Source organism: Motiliproteus sp. MSK22-1 (assembly GCF_001968815.1).
Taxonomy (GTDB): Bacteria; Pseudomonadota; Gammaproteobacteria; order Pseudomonadales; family Balneatricaceae; genus Motiliproteus.
The window spans coordinates 138066-157882 of sequence record NZ_MIEQ01000018.1 but is presented as its reverse complement, the minus strand read 5'-3'; the positions used below and the strand labels follow the sequence as shown (position 1 = coordinate 157882).

24 protein-coding genes are annotated in these 19817 nt (G+C 46.5%); 8 read left to right on the top strand and 16 right to left on the bottom strand.

Translation table 11 applies throughout. The features are described from left to right. The coding region (locus tag BGP75_RS27325; protein WP_233152819.1) for a hypothetical protein at nucleotides 1-248 on the top strand (248 nt) is incomplete at its 5' end. 133 nt (nucleotides 249-381) lie between these two features. Here BGP75_RS27325 and tatC read toward each other — a convergent pair. The 10 genes from tatC to cyaY form a co-directional block, all read right to left on the bottom strand. After that, nucleotides 382-1131, bottom strand: coding sequence for a twin-arginine translocase subunit TatC (gene tatC / locus BGP75_RS01970; RefSeq protein WP_083704575.1), 750 nt, complete (start codon nucleotides 1129-1131; stop codon nucleotides 382-384). Nucleotides 1132-1176: 45 nt separating this feature from the next. Further along, nucleotides 1177-1515: a Sec-independent protein translocase protein TatB gene (gene tatB / locus BGP75_RS01965; RefSeq protein WP_076714528.1), complete on the bottom strand. Its 339-nt coding sequence runs from the start codon at nucleotides 1513-1515 to the stop codon at nucleotides 1177-1179. Nucleotides 1516-1545: 30 nt separating this feature from the next. Next, a complete protein-coding gene (gene tatA / locus BGP75_RS01960; protein ID WP_076714526.1) occupies nucleotides 1546-1797 on the bottom strand; it encodes a Sec-independent protein translocase subunit TatA in 252 nt (83 codons plus the stop codon). 194 nt (nucleotides 1798-1991) lie between these two features. Next, entirely contained in the window at nucleotides 1992-2330 is a 339-nt protein-coding gene (locus BGP75_RS01955) for a phosphoribosyl-ATP diphosphatase (protein ID WP_076714524.1), read from the bottom strand. After that, entirely contained in the window at nucleotides 2323-2721 is a 399-nt protein-coding gene (hisI, locus tag BGP75_RS01950) for a phosphoribosyl-AMP cyclohydrolase (protein WP_076714522.1), read from the bottom strand. Before hisI ends, BGP75_RS01955 begins: the two co-directional genes overlap by 8 nt. 67 nt (nucleotides 2722-2788) lie before the next feature. Continuing rightward, a complete protein-coding gene (gene ubiB / locus BGP75_RS01945; RefSeq protein ID WP_076714520.1) occupies nucleotides 2789-4438 on the bottom strand; it encodes a ubiquinone biosynthesis regulatory protein kinase UbiB in 1650 nt (549 codons plus the stop codon). A 41-nt stretch (nucleotides 4439-4479) separates the two neighbouring features. Next, nucleotides 4480-5253 carry a bifunctional demethylmenaquinone methyltransferase/2-methoxy-6-polyprenyl-1,4-benzoquinol methylase UbiE gene (gene ubiE / locus BGP75_RS01940; RefSeq protein WP_076714517.1) on the bottom strand — a complete coding sequence of 258 codons (774 nt, stop codon included), beginning with the start codon at nucleotides 5251-5253 and terminating at the stop codon, nucleotides 4480-4482. 163 nt (nucleotides 5254-5416) lie between these two features. Beyond that, nucleotides 5417-6982 (bottom strand): GGDEF domain-containing protein, encoded by a 1566-nt coding sequence (locus BGP75_RS01935; protein WP_076714515.1) that lies wholly within the window; start codon nucleotides 6980-6982, stop codon nucleotides 5417-5419. A gap of 115 nt (nucleotides 6983-7097) precedes the next feature. Beyond that, nucleotides 7098-7769, bottom strand: coding sequence for a thiol:disulfide interchange protein DsbA/DsbL (locus tag BGP75_RS01930; protein WP_233152818.1), 672 nt, complete (start codon nucleotides 7767-7769; stop codon nucleotides 7098-7100). A 192-nt stretch (nucleotides 7770-7961) separates the two neighbouring features. After that, nucleotides 7962-8297, bottom strand: coding sequence for an iron donor protein CyaY (gene cyaY / locus BGP75_RS01925; protein WP_076714513.1), 336 nt, complete (start codon nucleotides 8295-8297; stop codon nucleotides 7962-7964). A 287-nt stretch (nucleotides 8298-8584) separates the two neighbouring features. Between cyaY and BGP75_RS01920 the strand changes: the two genes are divergently transcribed. From BGP75_RS01920 to BGP75_RS01895, 6 genes are all read left to right on the top strand, one after another. Continuing rightward, a complete protein-coding gene (locus BGP75_RS01920; protein WP_076714511.1) occupies nucleotides 8585-8695 on the top strand; it encodes an LPS translocon maturation chaperone LptM in 111 nt (36 codons plus the stop codon). 22 nt (nucleotides 8696-8717) lie between these two features. Next, nucleotides 8718-9983, top strand: a complete 1266-nt coding sequence (gene lysA, locus BGP75_RS01915; RefSeq protein WP_076714509.1) for a diaminopimelate decarboxylase — start codon at nucleotides 8718-8720, stop codon at nucleotides 9981-9983. 71 nt (nucleotides 9984-10054) lie between these two features. Then, nucleotides 10055-10885, top strand: a complete 831-nt coding sequence (gene dapF, locus BGP75_RS01910) for a diaminopimelate epimerase (protein WP_076714507.1) — start codon at nucleotides 10055-10057, stop codon at nucleotides 10883-10885. A gap of 62 nt (nucleotides 10886-10947) precedes the next feature. After that, a complete protein-coding gene (locus tag BGP75_RS01905; protein ID WP_076714505.1) occupies nucleotides 10948-11664 on the top strand; it encodes a DUF484 family protein in 717 nt (238 codons plus the stop codon). 20 nt (nucleotides 11665-11684) lie between these two features. Continuing rightward, nucleotides 11685-12623, top strand: a complete 939-nt coding sequence (xerC, locus tag BGP75_RS01900) for a tyrosine recombinase XerC (protein WP_076714503.1) — start codon at nucleotides 11685-11687, stop codon at nucleotides 12621-12623. Further along, nucleotides 12620-13330, top strand: a complete 711-nt coding sequence (locus tag BGP75_RS01895; protein WP_083704571.1) for an HAD family hydrolase — start codon at nucleotides 12620-12622, stop codon at nucleotides 13328-13330. Before xerC ends, BGP75_RS01895 begins: the two co-directional genes overlap by 4 nt. 44 nt (nucleotides 13331-13374) lie before the next feature. Here BGP75_RS01895 and hemW read toward each other — a convergent pair whose 3' ends face one another. From hemW to BGP75_RS01865, 6 genes are all read right to left on the bottom strand, one after another. Beyond that, the gene (hemW, locus tag BGP75_RS01890) at nucleotides 13375-14541 is read right to left on the bottom strand and encodes a radical SAM family heme chaperone HemW (RefSeq protein ID WP_143820953.1); all 1167 of its coding nucleotides are present in this window, start codon (nucleotides 14539-14541) and stop codon (nucleotides 13375-13377) included. 210 nt (nucleotides 14542-14751) lie between these two features. Next, nucleotides 14752-15342, bottom strand: coding sequence for an RdgB/HAM1 family non-canonical purine NTP pyrophosphatase (gene rdgB / locus BGP75_RS01885; RefSeq protein WP_076714497.1), 591 nt, complete (start codon nucleotides 15340-15342; stop codon nucleotides 14752-14754). A gap of 12 nt (nucleotides 15343-15354) precedes the next feature. Next, nucleotides 15355-15888 (bottom strand): DUF4426 domain-containing protein, encoded by a 534-nt coding sequence (locus BGP75_RS01880; RefSeq protein WP_233152817.1) that lies wholly within the window; start codon nucleotides 15886-15888, stop codon nucleotides 15355-15357. Between the two features lie 186 nt (nucleotides 15889-16074). Then, nucleotides 16075-16605, bottom strand: a complete 531-nt coding sequence (locus BGP75_RS01875; protein ID WP_233152816.1) for a YggT family protein — start codon at nucleotides 16603-16605, stop codon at nucleotides 16075-16077. A 224-nt stretch (nucleotides 16606-16829) separates the two neighbouring features. Continuing rightward, entirely contained in the window at nucleotides 16830-17678 is an 849-nt protein-coding gene (proC, locus tag BGP75_RS01870) for a pyrroline-5-carboxylate reductase (protein ID WP_255395915.1), read from the bottom strand. Between the two features lie 217 nt (nucleotides 17679-17895). Then, nucleotides 17896-18579 (bottom strand): YggS family pyridoxal phosphate-dependent enzyme, encoded by a 684-nt coding sequence (locus tag BGP75_RS01865; RefSeq protein ID WP_076714493.1) that lies wholly within the window; start codon nucleotides 18577-18579, stop codon nucleotides 17896-17898. Between the two features lie 134 nt (nucleotides 18580-18713). On the opposite strand from BGP75_RS01865, the gene BGP75_RS01860 reads away from it, so the two are divergent. After that, nucleotides 18714-19748 carry a type IV pilus twitching motility protein PilT gene (locus BGP75_RS01860; protein ID WP_076714491.1) on the top strand — a complete coding sequence of 345 codons (1035 nt, stop codon included), beginning with the start codon at nucleotides 18714-18716 and terminating at the stop codon, nucleotides 19746-19748. Nucleotides 19749-19817 lie beyond the last annotated feature (69 nt).

The window sequence follows — 19817 nt, the reverse complement described above, 5'->3', positions numbered from 1 at the left end:
ATCGCGCCAATCTCGAAGTCAACTGTTTATTTCAGCCGGTTGATTCAGTCATTCACCTCGGTGAGATCTTCAATCAACCGCTGCAAAACCTGATGCTGCTTGGGTTTTGCCGGACTTCTATTGCCGCCTTCAGCGACAACGTGGGGGCGTATTCTACAGACCTGAGCGCTGTCGTCAACACATGTTTTGAAGTATTTTTGAGATTAAATAAAGCAGGTATAAAGAGGGAAGCAATGGAATTAAATTGAGTGGGTCTGGATAAACAACCACTAACCCTCAAACAAGGTTCAGAAATAAAAAGGAGGGCAATGCCCTCCTTAATGCTGTCTAACAAACTCATTTGTCATTCAATGAACAGCAGCATGAACTTATCACCAATAACTATGCAGAAGCTTCCTCATCATCAGCCTTCTTTCTTACCAATACCCCACCTAAGAAAATTCCGAGCTCAAACAAAAGCCACATTGGCAACGCGAGTAGGGATTGAGAAATAACGTCTGGAGGCGTCAGCAGCATACCAACAACAAAGCACCCAACAATAACGTAGGCTCTTTTCTGCTTTAAACTTTCAACGGTTGTTACTCCACTCCACAACAGCAATAAAGTGGCAATTGGAATTTCAAAAACTACACCAAAAGCAAAAAACAGCTTCAACACGAGGTTCAGAAAGCTACTTATATCTGGCGTTACGGCAACATGCTCAGGGCCAATACTGGTAAAGAAGCCAAACATCAGCGGAAACACCACGAAGTAGGCAAAAGCAACTCCACAATAAAACAGAAAAATACTGGAGAACAACAGCGGCATTGCTATCTTTTTTTCATGCCGATATAAACCAGGAGAAATAAAGCCCCAAACCTGATGCAAAATAAACGGAATACCAGCAAAAATAGCCAACACCAGCGTCAGTTTAAAAGGGGCAAAGAAGGGTGACGTCACATCCGTAGCTATCATAGTGCTGCCGGCAGGCAGCAATGCAGTCAACGGCTCTGATACAAACGCATATATTTCATTGGCAAAATAAAATAACGGCAAAAACAGCACAAGCACCACCAGCAAACTTCGCAATATGCGATCACGAAGTTCAATTAGATGAGCAATCAAAGGCTGTATTTTGTCGTCATCGGTCATTTCATTGGATTGATTCTGAGTCATGGTTCCCCAGTAACAGATTTACTAACTATTCGCTGTCTTCTCTGAGGATTCACTTTCAGAGGAGGTGGATTTTTCTGGCTTGCCAGGAGCCAGAATGTCTTCTCTTAAGGATTCGCTAAAAGGTTTTTGCAGGCTATCCACCTGAGACTCCAGACGTTCCTGCTGATCTTTAGCGGCTCGTCGCATTTCGTCAACTCGAAGTTCTTCGGAAATCTCCCTCTGAACACTGCCGAGCGTACGCCGTATGCGACCAACCCACAGCCCCACCGTTCGAATGGCAGAAGGGAGCCGCTCGGGCCCGACCACAATTAGAGCAACAACGGCAACAGTAAGCAGTTCAACAAAACCGATATCAAACATAAACGGTACCTAACGGGCTAATAATGGCAGTTAGGATTTGTCAGTCGATTTTTCTTTTTCGGTCTGACTGGAAGCAGCATCGGTAAAATCTGCATCCTCTTTGATCTGCTTTGGTTCATCTTTCGCAGTTGTAGTCTCGTCTTCGTTCATTGCCTTTTTAAAACCTTTCACAGCATTACCCAAGTCCCCACCAATGTTACGGAATTTCTTGGTTCCAAAAATCAAAACGATGATGACCAGGACAATTAGCAACTGCCAGATACTAATACCACCAAAACCCATGTTGTTCTCCTGTCACTCTTGAATGAATTTTCTATCCGACCATCGGATAGATTAATATTAAAATTCTGACACCATTTTCAGATAGGCATTCAGGATAGTCTTAACGATATCCTACTGTCCTTGATTTCGCCCAATCCGTAAACCCAATTAATCTATGAGCATCATTAATAAACCAAGAACCTAACGCAGGTCTCTTAGCCTTTGGTGTTACGCGAGGCCTTTTCTTCCAAACCAGATAGCCCAAACCTGCGCCCTAGTTCTTCTAAAACCGCATCAGGCCCCAAACCCAAGTGTGAAAGCATAACCAGGCTATGAAACCATAAATCGGCAGTTTCACCAACCACCTCTTTTTTATCCTCACTGAGATGGGCATCTTTAGCCGCCAGGATGGTCTCCGTTGCCTCTTCCCCAACCTTTTCCAGAATCTTGTTCAACCCTTTCGCATGAAGACTTGCCACATAAGAACTATCAGCATCCGCACATTTTCGCTGTTCAAGCACTTCCGCCAGGGCCTTTAAAATGTCATTACTCATCGTTCTTCCGATAGATAGACTTTGGATCTCGTTTAACCTCTTCAACGGCTACCCAGGAGTTCTGCTGAAGTTGCTTATAAAAACAATGCTCCCGTCCGGTATGGCAGGCAATATTACCCCGTTGCTCGACAGTCATTAATATCACATCACTGTCACAGTCTAAACGAATATCATGCAAAACCTGCACGTGGCCTGATTCTTCACCTTTACGCCAGAGTTTGCCTCTTGAGCGGGACCAATAAATGGCCCGTTGCTCGGCTACTGTCAATGCCAACGAATCTCTGTTCATCCAGGCCATCATTAACACCTTACCCGTCTGATAGTCTTGGGCAATAGCAGGCACCAAGCCATCACTGTTCCACTTTATTTCATCCAACCATTGGTAGGTCACTTCACCACTCCGAATAGCTATACAGCTCAGATCAAAAATTGGGTGTCGATCTATCTTTGACAGCGAATCAAGATCCGCTTCGCTGACTGCTTAACAATAAAATTCCAACCACACCTAACATCCAGCTACTTGCCGGTAGCTGTTGTAATTGTTCCGCAGGTACCAGTCCCGCTGCTCCGACAGCAGCTAAGATCGCAACAACTCCGAGAGCCCTCCCCCAGTGTATTTGCCACTTTCGTGCCTGAGTTTGCTTAGCCCACTCTCTGGCTGCCGCGTTTCTCAATTGAACATCATCCAGTCGCTTCAACTGAGTTAAGGCATCATGCAGAAGCTGAGGCATATGAGGAAGCTGCTCAACAATTTCCGGGGCACGATCCTTTAACCCCTGCAAGAGCCCACGAGCGCCCATTCTTTGCTTCATCCAATCCTCAAGAAAAGGCTTTGCCGTCTGCCACAAATCAAGATCCGGATATAACTGCCGCCCTAAACCTTCAATATTAAGCAGCGTTTTCTGCAACAGCACTAGTTGAGGCTGTACTTCCATATTGAACCTACGGGCGGTTTGGAACAAGCCCAATAACACCTGCCCAAAGGAGATTTCTTTCAGTGGCTTTTCGAAAACCGGCTCACAAACACTGCGAATGGCCGTTTCAAAGTCATTTACGTTAGTATTTGCCGGCACCCATCCAGAGTCGATATGAAGCTGCGCAACTTGCTTATAGTCTCGTTTGAAAAATGCCAAAAAGTTTCTTGCCAGGTAGCTTTGATCTTCAGGAGTTAAAGACCCCACGATGCCGAAATCTAACGCTATGTATTTAGGGTCCTGGGGATTATGGAAAGAAACGTAGATATTTCCCGGGTGCATATCAGCATGGAAGAAACTGTCTCGAAACACCTGAGTGAAAAAGATCTCCACTCCACGTTCAGCCAATAGCCGGAAGTTGGTGTTTTGACTTTCCAGCGCATGGATATCAGACACGGGGGTTCCGTAGATGCGCTCCATCACCATTACATCCCGATGCGTAAAGTCCCAGTAGATCTCAGGAACATATAGAATATCAGAGCCTTCAAAATTACGTTTCAACTGAGAAGCGTTTCCCGCCTCTTTTCGAAGATCCAATTCATCAAAAATTGTTTTTTCGTATTCAGCAACAACTTCTACCGGACGCAATCGACGACCGTCGGCCCAGACACTCTGAACAAGGTGAGCCAGTGTATAAAGCAAACCTACGTCCTGCTTGATAATCCGATCAATACCCGGACGTATCACTTTAACAACAACATCCTCACCGCTGTGCAGGGTAGCTGTGTGGACTTGTGCCACGGAGGCTGAGGCCAGAGGTGTACTATCAAAACTGGAGAACAGTGTAGTGACAGACTCCCCAAGTGCACGCTCTACAATTCGGGTCGCCTCATCTCCGCAAAAGGGAGGGACCTGGTCCTGCAATCGAGTAAGCTCCGCCGCAACATCCCCAGGCAGCAAATCTTGCCGAGTAGACAGCATTTGTCCGAATTTGACAAAAATCGGCCCCAGCTCTTCCATTGCCAGACGTAAACGTTGCCCTCTAGGTAAAGCGCTACTGTAAAAGTAACGCCAGGGCAGCATTAGCAAACATGCCTTGGCGTACCAGGGTAATGGCAGTTCATCGAATAGATCGTCAAGCCTGTATTTGGCGACAACCCGCACGATTTTAAATAGGCGAAGAATCCTAAGCACCGGGGTTAGACCTCTACTTCAATAGAATGGACAGGGTGCGTTCAGGGCTTAATCCCTTTATGGAGCGCAACCACTCCCCCGGTCATGTTATGGTAGGAGCATCGAACTAATCCGGCGTTTTCCATCATCCCTTTAAGGGTCTCCTGATCCGGATGCATACGAATGGACTCCGCCAAATAGCGATAGCTATCAGCGTCATTAACAACGGCTTTCCCAATCATCGGCAACAGGGAAAATGAATAAGCATCATAAGCCTTGCTTAACACTTTGCTTCCGGGCTTAGAAAACTCAAGGACAAGAAGGCGTCCACCCGGCTTAAGCACCCGCGCCATCGACGCAAGCGCTCTATCCTTGTCAGTAACATTACGCAATCCAAATGCAATGGTTATACAATCAAAATAGTTATCTGGAAAAGGTAATTCTTCTGCATTTGCCTGCACGTATCGAACGTTGCCACCAACCCCTCTATCCTGTAGCTTATCGCGGCCAACTTTCAGCATTGAATCGTTAATATCGGCCAATATAACCTGCCCTTCAGATCCAACCAACCGGGAGAACTTCAACGTTAAATCGCCAGTTCCACCGGCTATATCCAACACTCGCTGTCCTTTGCGAACCCCTGAATATTCGATGGTAAACATTTTCCACAATCTATGAACGCCAAAGGACATCAGATCATTCATGAAGTCATACTTAGCCGCTACCGAGTGAAAAACTTCAGCGACACGATTTTCTTTATCGCCAACATCCACCTGCTCATAGCCAAAATGTGTTTTTTCCTGGCTGTTGTTCTGGGTCCGGTCCTGTGTCTTCATGAATGTCTCTGGTTTTGATCGAAGTTAGCCCATTGTTTGAATGGGTAAATCATAGCGCGCATATTATAGCCCCAAACGGGTGCAGCCCCAAACACTCATCAACTGAGTGAGCTGAGGCACTGAAAACCCAACTGGTTAATCAATAATCGTACAAAACAGTTATTTACTCGGCCAAAATGCAACGATTACGCCCAGCTTCCTTAGCGGCATAAAGTGCCCGGTCAGCTCGAGAAAAGAGACCGTCTGGTGCTTCATCAGCCAAATTCTGCGCAATACCGAAGGACATGGTAACTCGCACGGGCTTGCCTTTAAAATTAAATGGACTCTGCTCCATTACACGACGCAACTTTTCCACAACTTCCAGCGCCTGACTGGAATCAGTATTAGGCATAACAATGACAAATTCCTCACCACCGTAACGGCAAATAACATCACTTTCGCGTAAACCGCCACGAAGAATTTTAGCAACCAGCCGCAACACCTTATCCCCGGCCAAATGGCCAAAACCATCATTTACTGCTTTGAAATGGTCCAGGTCTGCAACCACCAACGTAAGGGGCTTGTTCTGGGCGATAGATTCCGCCCTCAGCATGGTGATGCTATCGTCATAGGCGGCTCTGTTAGGCAACCCTGTCAAGGGATCAGAAAGCGCTCTTAGACGCTGCTCTTCCAGGTGCTCCTGAACTATTGCTGCCTTCTGCTCCATTTCGACGACTTGCTTTTGCAGATGAGCCAAACGCTCTTCAGCTTTATTTTCTCTTATTACCTGCTCTTCCCTATAAGTGTCGACTACGCGCACAATATTGCTGAGCTGAGCCCTAACAGATTTCTGTAGCTGATCAAGGTTATCGGACTCTGTTAAGCTAAATTCAACCTTGGCAACATCACTGCGAACACTTTTATCCAATAAACGGCTGCTTTCCAGGGCATCAGCCCGGTGGTCACGGCTTTCTGACAGAAAAGACTGGATATCATCCAACTGTACATTTAAGCCCTGCAGGTAGGTTTCAAAATCCTGGTGTCCAGTGGCCGTTGCTTTAACAGCCAACTCAACCGCTTCCTTAAGAATCGACTCCAGCTGACCCCAGTCAAACCCACCTTCTATTTGCGCCATCAACTGACGTGCTTTTGGCAGCATTTCTTTAGGTACAGACAGTTGCTCCAGCATTTTGACTAAAAGATCGCCTATATAGCGACAGAGCGCCTCTTTATCATGCGGATCACCTCCGTTGACTTTCAGGTTTTCTACATGTTCGGGCTGACTTTTATCTAAAACCTGTGCCTGAAATCGAGCCAGCTCATTCAACAAGCGGGGATATTCATAGTACTGGTCACAGGCTTCCCCGATCTCAGCTTTAAGCGTTTCCAGCTTGTCATTAATTTCAACATCATCAACACAGCTAGCAAGCTGGCGCAGCAGCTGATTCATCGATTCATGGGAGAAGCGCGCACCATCATCCCGACGCTGCAGTACTTGCAGAATACCACTCTCCAGTGACCTGGCGAGGGGGGAAAAGGCTTTATCAGGGGGAAACCCCTTAAGAGTTTCCTGAAGGGGTTCAAGCTGGCGATCCAGCTCTTGATCAATGCCATTAGTCACCGCACAAAAGCGTTGCAGTAATCGACACAGCAACTCTCCATCCACTTGAAGAATTTCTTGCTGGTGCTCTAGCTGCAAACAGCGCTTTTTCCAATGACGGTCATCAGACTCAGGATTATTCGAACTCAACGATTTACAATCCTTTTCTACACATGGGTAAGAGCACCATAATAGCTCAGGATTGCGGGCAAGACCATGCAGTAGGGGTTGATCTGGAACAACCCCTGGCAGTTTTAGTCAAAAATCAGAGTTCCGCTCTTTCCTTTGCAATTAAGTAGTCAACTACTTTGAGCATATTTCGCTGACTTCCAGCAGATTCCGCAGAAACTAAATACTTACCGTTGACGACAAGTGATGGCACTCCGGTAATCTGATAAGCGCTCGCTTTTTTGTTACCGCTGCTGAGCTGACTATTAATGGAAAACGAGTTGTAGACCTTGTTAAAACTGGCCTCGTCCACACCATAATTGGCAAAAAATTCCCCAAGCTGCTCCTTATTATTGATCCACTGACGTTGGCGATGGATCAAACTAAAAAGCCCTGAGTGTGTTTTATCCTCAACGCCTAATGCCTTCGCGATATAGTAGGCCTTGGCAAATTCTGTCTGATTCGGACGAAAAACCACAGGGATGTGCTTAAAGTAAGCCTGGTCACCAAGTTTTTTCTTCCAGGGTTCAAGATAGCGTTCAAAGTTATTACAATGAGGGCACCAGTAACCAAACATTTCAACCACTTCGACCTTACTCGGATCCTGCGTTCTTACTTGCTTTGCCAGACGAGTATAGTGAACACCTTCTTCATATTCTGCAGCCTGCGCGGCCACTGCCATAAAAGGAATAATCAGCAAAGCGATCCATGCCCGGCCTAACTGTCTTAGCATCGCTATTTTTTTTAATAGAAATGGCTGCTTTAGCATAAAGCTCTCTCCAACTTTTAACTGCCTAATCATAGGCTTAATAATTCAATGACAGTGGGTTTGAATACAAATACAGGAAAAAGTTTCCTTTCTGCTCAGCCGCCTTAAATCCAATAGCTTCGGTAGCTTTCGAAAAGCACGTCGGTCACAGACTGAGGCTGGATCAATGACTTTATCGGATTACGACTCTTATCAAAGGGCAAACTGAAAAGATTCACCAGCATGTTCGGCAAAAACACGTTGAAGGAACAACTCCAAAGGTTCTGAATCAGAGTCCCGCCTCCACTGTCCGCCACCGCTTTCCTCGTTTTTATGGTAATCAAAATGGAAACCACCATCAGGTGATGCGATCCACAGCTGACTGACAGCCGCTTGGCGTGTAAAGATCACCTGCACTCCGTTTTCACACTGAACCGTTAGCACACCGCCGACATTCATAAGATCCAGGTCAGTCTCCGCATCATCCAGGGTTTCTTCGATACTAAGCAGAGTATCATCTACAAGCACATTAAATTCGCTTTCATTCATAAGTCATCTCTACACTGCCTTTAGTCTACCAGTAGACCTGTTACCATAATTCGAGCCAATCAGGGAGCCTGTGAATCAGTCCATTATGTTTTCAGCAAGCTCAGGAATGGCTGGATACGCGAAAGACAGCCTAGCGGAATGGCAAGTCCTTTCCAAGCGGTCTGACTGAAACTTGGCCTGACTGATACCCAGTCTCACAAAAACTTTAGTACGCAAGGTGTGATGGGCAACGCTTAAGGCAATCGGTATAATGCAGCTGAATTTTTTGCTGACTCAAGAGGTCGACAATGAACCATTGGTTCCTAGCTTTAATTTTGGGAGTGCTAGTGCTCACCGGATGCGGTCAAAAGGGTGACCTCTATTTACCGGATCAACCTCAACAACAGCAACCCGAGTAACACTCATTTGATGGATGGTTTGATGGAAAGTTTAGTAGACAGCTTTGAGTACCGAGATGACCGTCTCTTCGGTGAAGAAGTAGATCTGGAAGCAATAGTTAAAACTCATGGCACCCCCACTTATGTTTATTCCCGGGATATGCTTGAACGGAGTTACCTAGCCTATGCTCAAGCCCTTGAGGGACATAACGGTTTAGTATGCTACGCCGTTAAAGCCAATTCCAATATTGCTGTACTAAACGTACTCGCTCAACTGAATTCAGGCTTTGATATCGTATCCCTTGGAGAACTGCAACGAGTCCTGAAGGCGGGTGGAGATCCATCCAGGATTGTGTTCTCCGGGGTAGCTAAACAGGCAGAAGAGATGGCAGAGGCTCTTAAGGTCGGCATTCACTGTTTTAATGTCGAATCAGAAGACGAACTGGAGCGCCTCAATGAAGTCGCCAGGACGCTGGGGAAAACGGCACCGATATCTATTCGGGTTAACCCGGATGTGGATGCCAAAACGCACCCCTACATATCGACAGGTCTGAAAGAAAACAAATTCGGTATTGCCATTGAGCGTGCTGTTGAGGTTTATCAGCGTGCTGAAGCTTTCTCAAATCTGGAAATCAAAGGTATAGATTGTCATATAGGCTCTCAACTCACCGAAATTGCTCCATTTCTAGATGCGCTGGATCGCCTGTTACTGGTGATAGATCGGCTTGAGGGAATGGGAATAACACTCAAGCATTTGGATCTGGGTGGAGGTCTCGGAGTTTGTTATACCGATGAAACCCCTCCCCAACCTCAAGAGTACATTGCTGCAGTGATCGAAAAGCTTGGAAACAGAAAACTCTCGCTGATATTTGAACCAGGTCGCTCCATTGCAGCTAATGCTGGGGTTTTCCTGACGCAGGTAGAGTTCTTGAAATGCACGGAAGGCAAGAATTTCGCTATTGTTGACGGCGCCATGAATGATCTTCTCCGCCCTGCCCTTTACGGAGCCTACCAAGAGATTATTCCGTTACGTTTACCCGCAGAAGCTGATCAGAGCAAACCCTGGGATATTGTTGGGCCGGTTTGTGAAACAGGAGATTTTCTTGGTAAAGACCGAGAGCTTTGCTTAGCGGCAGGTGATCTTTTGGCGGTGTGTTCGGCTGGGGCCTACGGTTTCACAATGAGTTCCAACTATAACTCCCGTAACCGTGCGGCTGAAGTGATGATTGATGACAACCGTTTCCATCTTATTCGAGAGCGTGAGAACATAGATCATCAAATTAAAGGTGAGAGTCTTTTACCAGCTTGACCGCAAGAATTTAGTGATGCAGGGTTACACTGATAAACAGCCCCGCTAAGCAAAGAATATTTGGAATTGCAATGCTAGTACGTTTTACCAAAATGCATGGTTTGGGCAATGATTTCGTTGTCCTCGATCTAATGACTCAGCGGATCAAAATCGATCAGGATACTGTTCGGCGTCTTTCTGATCGACACTTTGGTATTGGTTTTGATCAACTGCTCATTGTCGAAGCACCTACTGATCCTGAAATGGATTTCAAATATCGCATTTTTAACGCCGACGGTAGTGAAGTTGAACATTGCGGAAATGGAGCTCGTTGCTTTGCCAAGTTTGTCACTGAAAAGCGTCTAACGGGTAAGCAAACCATTGCTGTTCAGACAATGAAGGGCCCCATCTATCTCACTCTTACGGACAATAACCGTGTACGAGTCGACATGGGACAACCCATTATTGAACCAGCAGAAGTCCCCTTTATTGCAGATATCAAATCCAGCAGCTATTCCTTGGCAATAGGGACAGAGTTACTGGAAATCAGCGCGATTTCCATGGGCAATCCTCATGGAGTCATAGTCGTTGAGGATGTAGACAGTGCCCCTGTGGAAACACTTGGACCGTTGCTGGAAAGTCATGAGCGCTTTCCTGCCAAAGCCAATATAGGCTTCATGCAGATCATTGACCGACAGCATATACGCCTGCGAGTGTATGAACGAGGTGCTGGTGAAACCCTGGCCTGTGGAACAGGCGCCTGCGCCGCCGTTGTCGCAGGACAAATTCGAGGCATGTTGGACGCTAATGTGGAAGTCGAATTACCGGGTGGCAAGCTGGACATTGAATGGCATGGTGCCGGCACTGATCTGATTATGACTGGATCAGCTACCAATGTATTTGAAGGACAAATTCATATCTGACCAATCCATTGAATTTGCAGAACCTTTAAACTGAAGAACCTATATTATTGAAGAACAAAGCTATGAGTGATCAACCACCAGCAGATGTCGCCAATACAGACGATGAAGCAGAACAGCAGGTCGTAAGGTATCTGGAAAACCATCCTGACTTTTTCAAACATCACCAGGCTTTATTGCAGGAACTGCATATCCCCCACCAGCGGGCGGGTGCGGTATCATTAGTCGAACGACAAACAGCACTGCTTCGGCAACAAAACCGCGAGCTTCACTCTCAGCTCAGTGAACTGATTGAGGCAGCTCGCCATAACGATCTTCAGTTTGACAAAACGCGTCGTTTAGTCATTAATTTGCTGGAAGCAAACACCCTGGATGAAGCCATCATTGCGGTGGATGAAGGCCTTTGCCAGGATTTCAATGGCGACGTTGTACAGCTGATCATGTTCAGTGACTCCAAAACACTGGAAGCCAATAACCTGAAAGTTGTGTCTAAAGCTGAAGCCGACCCGCAAATGGTTAATCTGATTGAGAGTGACTGGGCGATTTGTGGCAGCCTGACGGATAAAGAGAGAAATTTTTTATTTAACGACCATGCAGGAAAAGTACTCTCTGCAGCCGCAGTCCCTCTCGTCAAAGGAAACCCCATCGGCTTGTTGGCCATTGGAAGCTTCGAAAGCAACTACTTTCACAGCAGTATGGGAACTTTGTTTCTCAACTATATTGGTGAAATACTTAGCCGTGTCCTGCATCGTATTACCGGGCTTAACGACACTGCCTCCTGAAGCAGTGTCTACCGCCGCTCATGGACTTGACCAAAACAGCAAATCAACTTAGTAGCTGGATTGATCAATTTGTAAATCACCTGGATACTGAACGACGTTTATCGCCGCATACATGTAACAATTACCGACGGGATCTTGAGCAATTATTAAGGCTCCTGCTGGAAATGGAAATCGACAGCTGGATTGAAGCAGATTCTTCCTCAGTACGGCAGTTTATCGCAAGCCAGCGAAGTAAAGGCTTGTCTGCCAAGAGCCTACAACGCCAACTATCCAGTATTCGCACTTTTTATCGGTACCTCATTCGAGAAGGGCATACTGACAACAACCCTGTGGCCGGTATACAGGCTCCAAAAGTGCCAAAAAAACTTCCAAAGACTCTGGACGTCGATCAGGTTCATCAATTATTAGAACGCCCGGCTTCGACACCGCTCGAATGCAGAGATCTGGCGATGCTTGAACTACTATACTCAAGCGGACTGCGTCTGGCGGAGTTGGTGAGCCTGAATATCAATGATATTGATTTTCGAGGTGCGAGTCTCAGAGTCACAGGAAAAGGACGAAAAGTACGTCAGCTGCCGGTTGGCCGCATGGCAATCAAAGCTCTTGACCGCTGGCTGGAGCAAAGGGAACAAATCGTTGGTTTCGACCAGCAAGCCCTCTTTGTCAGCAAGCAAGGCAATCGTATAAGTGAGCGAAGCGTACAATTACGTATAAAGAAATGGGGACTTGAAAAAGGACAAGGAAAGCTCCACCCTCATCGATTAAGGCATTCTTTTGCAAGCCATATATTGGAATCCAGCGGTGATCTTCGAGCGGTCCAGGAATTATTGGGGCATGCTGATATTTCTACCACACAGATATACACCCACCTCGACTTCCAACATCTGGCAAAAGTCTATGACGGTGCACATCCACGGGCAAAAAAGGAACTACGAATGAACAGAAAGAAAAAATCATGATCCGTATTATTACATTTGATCTGGACGATACCCTCTGGGATGTCTCCGAAGTGATGGTCAAAGCCAACCAGGCTCTTTATCAGTGGCTGCACAGACACGCTCCTGAGTTTACCGCCCGCTATCAAATTGAGGATTTTGACAGACTGCGTGAGCAGATTGTTCAAGAGCATCCTGAGTGGGCACACAGTGTAACTGCAATTCGCCTCGGCGTGCTCCGCAAAGGCTTATCCGCAAGCGGTTATCATGGCGATTCTCTGGAAGAGCTTATTAAACAGGCATTTGCTTGTCTGTTAAAAGCGCGCAATCAGGTTACCTTTTTCCAGCATGCTATCGAAATGATCCAAGAGCTTCATCCACATTATCAGCTTGGGGCTCTCAGTAACGGCAACGCGGATATTGAACAGGTAGGTCTTGGTGACTTCTTTGATTTCGGCTTAAATGCAGATCAGGTAGGAACGGCTAAACCCGACCCTCTGATGTTTAATCAGATGCTGGAACTAACCGGAGCAAAACCAAACCAGGTGATCCACGTTGGAGACCATCCTGAACATGACGTTCAGGGAGCTCAAAGAGCCGGCCTCTACAGCCTCTGGGTGAACCTTAACAATGCCGCCTGGCCCGGAGGTGAGCCACCAACGCTGGAAGTACAGTGCCTAAGCGAAATCCCTGCCGCTATCTCAGCCTTTTCCAGCAACCTCAGCCGCTGATAAGAAGCACTTGGTTTTGGCCTGAGAGGAGAATCGCTCCTCTCTTAGAAAAATAACTCCAGCAGGTCGTTCAAGAATCGCCGCCCTTGCTCAGTGGGCGCCAAACGACGGTGATCTTCCACCATTAATCCACGCTCACGCGCCTGCTTCACTGCGAATTCAATTTGATGGATACTTTGCCCTGTTCGTCGACTGAACAGATCTGCTTCTACGCCATCCTGCAAACGAAGCGCATTCATCATAAACTCCAGAGGAAGCGCCTCGGTGGCAATCACTTCTTCACCTGATACAGGACTGCCTCGTTCTAATGCTGCAGCCATATAAGCTTTGGGCTGCCGTATTTTCCACCGCCTTGTCACAGACTGATAGTTCAAATCTGTCATCTTGCCATGCGCACCGGCGCCGATCCCCACATAATCACCAAAGCGCCAGTAATTATAATTATGACGACTTTGCTGACCGGGTCTGGCATAGGCAGATACTTCATACTGCTGAAAGCCTGAAGCTGCCAGTAATTGCTGCCCTTGTTCCTGAATTTCCCAAAGCGTTTCATCCTCCGGCAGCCGGGGTGGCCGACTATGAAACTCAGTATTCGGTTCAATCGTTAATTGATACCAGGATAAGTGAGAAGGCCCTAATTCCAATCCCTGATGCAAATCATCCAACGCTTGGGCTAATGTCTGTGCCGGTAAGCCATGCATCAGGTCAATATTCAATCGCTCAAAACCCAGTGCTTTAGCAGCAAGCACCGCCTTATAAGCGTCTTCAGCGCTGTGAATGCGGCCCAACGCTTGCAATCGCTGATTGGAAAAACTCTGAATACCCAGAGAGAGACGGTTAATACCCGCCTCTAAATAGCCACCAAACTTTTCCTGTTCAAAAGTTCCAGGATTGGCTTCCAGAGTAATTTCGATTTCGTCACCAAAGCCAATCTGTTGCTGCAACTCACACAGCAGCTTTCGATAGAAGCTCCCACTCATCAAACTGGGTGTACCGCCCCCAATAAAGATAGATTTTAATTTTCGTCCCTGAAGATGAGGAAGCTCTTCCTGAAGATCTGCCAATAACGCTTGCAGGTAAGATTCTTCAGGTAATTCACCCTGCTGAGCATGAGAGTTAAAATCACAGTAGGGGCACTTGCGCACGCACCAGGGTACATGAACATAAAGACTCAGCGGAGGCAGTTTCAACAGCCCACTTTCAACGGACATCGGCGAATACATCAAACATGATAATGCTCATACAAGTATATGATCGGCAACTTAAACACCTGGGGTACAGAAACATTTTACAGGCATAAGCCTCCATAGAACGATAAAGATCCAGAATATCTGAACCCGTTGAAAGCACAGGGTACTTTGCAAAACATAAACCGCATCGATAGCGGATAGTTCTGTGATCAGCCTGCTCTTAACAGGTTCTCAGGTTCTCAGGCGTTCAACCAGTTGCGCGACAGCCTGGGCACGATGGCTCAAGCTGTTTTTCTGCTCAGGCATCAGTTCTGCTGAACAGCAGCCTAGTGACGGAATATAGAATAAAGGGTCATAGCCAAAGCCATTGCTGCCTCGGGGTTCGGTTAGAATCCTACCTTCCCAGGTCCCCTGGCAAATAACAGGTGTCGGATCAGCAGCATGACGAACAAAAACCAGTAGACACTGAAACCGAGCACTACGCTGTTGTTCAGGAACAGCAGCCAACTTCTCAAGTAGTTTATGATTGTTGGCCTCATCATTAGCACCTTCACCGGCAAATCGTGCAGAATAAATACCCGGAGCCCCATCCAAAACATCCACTTCCAGCCCAGAATCATCCGCCAATGCAGGCAACCCACTGATCCGACTGGCATGTCGAGCTTTGAGGATGGCATTTTCGACAAAACTCAATCCAGTCTCTTCTGCATCGGTCACATCAAAATGAGACTGTGGTAGTACCTCATACTCCAGTCCACTGAGCACCTGATTAAACTCTCTGAGCTTTCCGGAATTACTACTGGCAAGAACGATCTGTTGCATAACTTAGATTCTTTAATCCGCATAAAAATGTTGTTGAAAGCTCATCTTGTAGGCAGGCTTGTTCGGGTCAGGCTGAACATCCAATTCAAACTTAAGAACTTCGTCATCTGTAAATCGGAAACTGGCAATATAGTAGATTGATTCACCTTCCCGAATTTCAGTAAAGTCCAGATCCTGACTCTGCCCTATCAAATTTTTCATTGTGCCCTTAACCATTGCCTTAACCGATAACTTATTGCTATCCGCTACTTTTAATACAGCAATGTTCATCAGCGCTCTAGATTTGCTGCGTTGCAGGTTATAAGCACTTGCCACTTCCGGTGTCACAAAGCTGCTATTAAATGCATTGTAATGCACTTCATAGTTGTCAAAGGGTTTGAATTGTTCTGCACCCGCATGACTGGCCAGCCAAAGTAACGGTATCAATAATATTGTTTTCAGCGACAATGCAGTCAACTTCATTACTTTCACGTTCAAAGTGCTTGTTTTTTGTACACCTCGCCCTAAAGCATTCAATCTCGATGCTCTCAATATGGAAAAAGCCATGGAATTCTCCTCAAAGACTATCTGAAGCAGATAACGGTACCAGCGAGGATGTGAGTCTCTTCTGTGAGCAGAACTCTTCTTAATCCTTGAAGGTACAGAAGCATATACTTGGCGCGTAATACCAAGTATAGAGTAGAAACATCAGAATCGGCAGATTACCGACTCTGTTATCATCCGTTCAATAGCCTAGTACGCAAGCATATGAGGTAGTTGGGATCTTAGGAAAACGATCAGCAGAAGAATAACCATCGGTGAAAAATCGAGCCCCCCCAGAGGGGGAATGACCTTACGAGCTAAAGAAAACAAAGGATCAGTCAATTGAGCAATCAACTGTGGTCCGGGATGGTAGCTGTTAGGTGCAACCCAACTAATAATAACGGCCCCCATTATGGCAAAAAAATAGACATTCAAAATAACGCTGAGCAAGCCAAGTTGACTATCCAGAAGCGATGCTAAAACGACGCCAACCGGATTGGAAAAACCTGCCAACAGGAATATGGTTGCCATGATGACTAACAAAGCCAGGATCAACGCTGAAAAATCAATACCGAAGATGCGGGGCATCACCTTTTGAATTGGACTCGTCAGAGGCTGAGTGATCTTATATACACCCTGAGAAATCGGGTTATAAAAATCCGCTTTCGATACCTGGAGTAAAAAACGCAGGGCTACGATAAATGCGAAAAAGCCCCCGATTATACCAATTAGCTGATTCAAAAAAATTTCCTCTTATATTCTATAAGCCTGCACGAAGAAGGGAGCCAGAGGCCGAATGGACTTATTCACAGGTTCCCTAACTCCCTTTTGAAAACTCAAGAGCCTAAATTCATTTACTTAACATGTAATTACATAAGCTGCCCGGAAATACCAGCAAAGCAATATAATATAGGGGCAGAAGTTCTCATTTTCCAGAGTTCTTTTAATGCTATGTCATCATTCAATCAATCGTTCCCCAGCTCCTTTGCCAGCGATTTAGAACGTTCCGCACAGGCTTCAAGGGCCTCATTAACCAATGTTCTCATACCCCCCTGTTCAAAAGCCTCAATTGCCTTCTCGGTGGTGCCCTTAGGAGAGGTCACTCTCCGTCTCAGCTCAGCCGGATCTACATCACTGGCCAAGGCCATTTTCGCTGCACCCAACGCTGTTTGTAGAGTCAGCTTGGTGCTGGTAGCAGCATCCAGCCCAAGGGACTCACCGGCAGCAATCATCGCTTCCATCATTAAAAAGTAATAAGCGGGCCCGCTGCCAGAAACAGCCGTTACTGCATCTAAATGCGCTTCTTCATCAACCCAAAGCGCAATTCCTACAGCCCGCATCACTTGCTCAGCTTGTGCTCGTTGAAGAGCACTCACGTGCTCATTAGCATAAAGTCCGCTAGCCCCTTCTCCGACCAATGAAGGGGTATTTGGCATACATCGAACAATGGCAGTCTCTTCTCCTAACCAGGATTTTATACTGCTACTCATGATTCCCGCCGCAATGGATACGATCAAGGGTTTTGACTCAGCAAGTACCGCCCTGAGGCCTTTTGCAACAACTTCCAGCACCTGAGGCTTAACCGCAAGGACCAGTACATCAACACTGGCTGCTGCTTTCTGATTATCGGTGGTCGTACAAATACCCCAGTCAGCATGCAGCTGCTTAAGCCTATCTTCTGAAGTATCGGTTGCCCAGATATTCTGCGGAGGATACCCTTCCGACAATAGACCACTGATAATGGCAGATGCCATATTGCCTGCTCCGATAAAACCAAGAGTAGGAGTTGGGTTTTCTTTACTTGTATCGCTCACCTGTTCATTCCTTTCTGTTTGTTCATTTCACATCTGATACGCTGATATCCGGCGCCGAAACTCTCAAAAAATAATTAATGTGTTGTGTCTTAAGCGCATCATTTACACGGCTGTACTGTTATCCATATAACTACTCACCAATATTAAAGGAACCAGTGAATTACAACGGATGAAAAACGACGCCTCAGCCCATGTTTATGATCAGTAGCCCAGGATTTTAGTTCCGTGCACCAAAAATAGCCGTGCCAATACGTACAATCGTTGCCCCTTCCGCTACAGCAGCATTCATATCCTGACTCATTCCCATAGAGAGTGTGTCTAAATTCGGAGATACTGTTTTCAGATGTTCAAGTAAGTTGTGGAGACGGCCAAATGTCTGTCGTTGTTGCTGCTCACTAAGACCCGCCTGCGGTATCGCCATCAGCCCCCTTATTCGAAGATTATCCAGCTTGCCAATCTCCCTTACCAGCTCTTCCGCCTCATCTAATAGCACACCTGATTTATTTAATTCTTCGCTGATATTGACCTGAACACAAAGGTTCAAGGGCGGCATGCTTTCCGGGCGCTGCTCACTTAGTCGTCGTGCTATCTTTAATCGATCAACACTGTGGACCCAGTGAAAATGCTCGGCGACCGGACGAGTTTTATTTGATTGCAATGGACCAATAAAATGCCAGCTGATATCTAGATCAGCCAGCAGCTCAATCTTTGCTAGCGCATCCTGTAGATAATTTTCGCCGAAGTCTCGAATTCCTTCAGCGTACGCTTCTCTTAACTCTGAGGCAGGTCGGGTTTTACTGACAGCCAAAAGTTTAACAGAATGGGGAGATCTTCGGGACTGCGCTTCCGCTTCTCTGATCCTGGTCAAAGTAAGGGCTATATTCTCTGCTATGCTAGTCATCAGATTTCAGTAATAATGCTCGGTAGCTTAATTTGTTGGTGTGTGCTGTTTTGACGAGACGACTTGCGCTCGAAGTTTTTACAACACAGAACACGCACTTTATTTGATAGTCTTTTCTGGGTCCAGAGGGTGCTATGGATATTACCGAACTCTTGACGTTCAGCGTTCAACAAAACGCGTCTGACCTCCACGTATCAGCCGGACTTCCGCCGATGATTCGGGTTGATGGAGATATGCGCCGAATCAAGATGCCAGCATTGGACCACAAACAGGTTCACTCGCTGATCTACGACATCATGAATGACAAGCAGCGAAAGGACTACGAAGAGTTCTATGAAACCGACTTCTCTTTTGAAGTTCCGGGACTCGCTCGTTTCCGTGTTAATGCGTTTAACCAGAACCGCGGTGCTGCCTCTGTTTTTCGTACAATTCCCACCGATATCTTAGGCATGGAACAACTTGGAATGGGTAAGGTTTTTCGCGACCTTTCCGAGCGTCCGCGAGGACTCGTTCTGGTTACCGGCCCTACAGGTTCTGGTAAGAGTACCACTCTGGCTGCAATGGTTGATTACGTTAATGACACTCGCAACGACCACATACTGACCATTGAAGATCCTATCGAATTTGTTCACACCAGTAAGAAGTGCCTTGTTAACCAACGGGAGGTCCATAGGGATACATTAGGTTTCTCAGAAGCTCTGCGTTCAGCGTTACGGGAAGACCCTGATATCATACTGGTTGGTGAAATGCGTGATCTGGAGACAATACGCTTGGCGTTGACGGCAGCAGAAACAGGTCATCTGGTGTTTGGCACTCTGCATACAACTTCCGCCGCCAAAACCATTGACCGAGTGATTGATGTTTTCCCGGCGCAGGAAAAAGACATGGTACGCTCCATGTTGTCGGAATCACTTGAGGGAATTATCTCCCAGACACTTCTCAAGCGCCCCAAAGGAGGGCGAATTGCAGCCCATGAGATTATGATCGGTACACCTGCAATTCGAAATCTGATTCGCGAAGACAAGGTCGCACAGATGTATTCTGCCATTCAGACCGGCTCTGGGTTTGGTATGCAAACAATGGATCAGTGCCTACAGGAGTTACTGAAGAAAGGGCTCATCTCCCGAGATGCAGCTAGAGAGAAGGCAAAAATGCCACAAAATTTTTAATCGGCTCATCCTTGGCTTTTGTTAACAGCTACAATCAAGCATGATCTGGTCTTTTATTCAGGATAAAGG

Bases quoted from the DNA above. Each gene is read 5' to 3' on its own strand.
- tatC (WP_083704575.1), bottom strand. From the start codon at position 1,131: ATGACCGATGACGACAAAATACAGCCTTTGATTGCTCATCTAATTGAA.
- tatB (WP_076714528.1), bottom strand. From the start codon at position 1,515: ATGTTTGATATCGGTTTTGTTGAACTGCTTACTGTTGCCGTTGTTGCT.
- tatA (WP_076714526.1), bottom strand. From the start codon at position 1,797: ATGGGTTTTGGTGGTATTAGTATCTGGCAGTTGCTAATTGTCCTGGTC.
- BGP75_RS01955 (WP_076714524.1), bottom strand. From the start codon at position 2,330: ATGAGTAATGACATTTTAAAGGCCCTGGCGGAAGTGCTTGAACAGCGA.
- ubiE (WP_076714517.1), bottom strand. From the start codon at position 5,253: ATGAAGACACAGGACCGGACCCAGAACAACAGCCAGGAAAAAACACAT.
- BGP75_RS01930 (WP_233152818.1), bottom strand. From the start codon at position 7,769: ATGCTAAAGCAGCCATTTCTATTAAAAAAAATAGCGATGCTAAGACAG.
- cyaY (WP_076714513.1), bottom strand. From the start codon at position 8,297: ATGAATGAAAGCGAATTTAATGTGCTTGTAGATGATACTCTGCTTAGT.
- BGP75_RS01920 (WP_076714511.1), top strand. From the start codon at position 8,585: ATGAACCATTGGTTCCTAGCTTTAATTTTGGGAGTGCTAGTGCTCACC.
- lysA (WP_076714509.1), top strand. From the start codon at position 8,718: ATGGAAAGTTTAGTAGACAGCTTTGAGTACCGAGATGACCGTCTCTTC.
- dapF (WP_076714507.1), top strand. From the start codon at position 10,055: ATGCTAGTACGTTTTACCAAAATGCATGGTTTGGGCAATGATTTCGTT.
- BGP75_RS01905 (WP_076714505.1), top strand. From the start codon at position 10,948: ATGAGTGATCAACCACCAGCAGATGTCGCCAATACAGACGATGAAGCA.
- xerC (WP_076714503.1), top strand. From the start codon at position 11,685: ATGGACTTGACCAAAACAGCAAATCAACTTAGTAGCTGGATTGATCAA.
- BGP75_RS01895 (WP_083704571.1), top strand. From the start codon at position 12,620: ATGATCCGTATTATTACATTTGATCTGGACGATACCCTCTGGGATGTC.
- hemW (WP_143820953.1), bottom strand. From the start codon at position 14,541: ATGTCCGTTGAAAGTGGGCTGTTGAAACTGCCTCCGCTGAGTCTTTAT.
- rdgB (WP_076714497.1), bottom strand. From the start codon at position 15,342: ATGCAACAGATCGTTCTTGCCAGTAGTAATTCCGGAAAGCTCAGAGAG.
- BGP75_RS01880 (WP_233152817.1), bottom strand. From the start codon at position 15,888: ATGGCTTTTTCCATATTGAGAGCATCGAGATTGAATGCTTTAGGGCGA.
- BGP75_RS01865 (WP_076714493.1), bottom strand. From the start codon at position 18,579: ATGACTAGCATAGCAGAGAATATAGCCCTTACTTTGACCAGGATCAGA.
- BGP75_RS01860 (WP_076714491.1), top strand. From the start codon at position 18,714: ATGGATATTACCGAACTCTTGACGTTCAGCGTTCAACAAAACGCGTCT.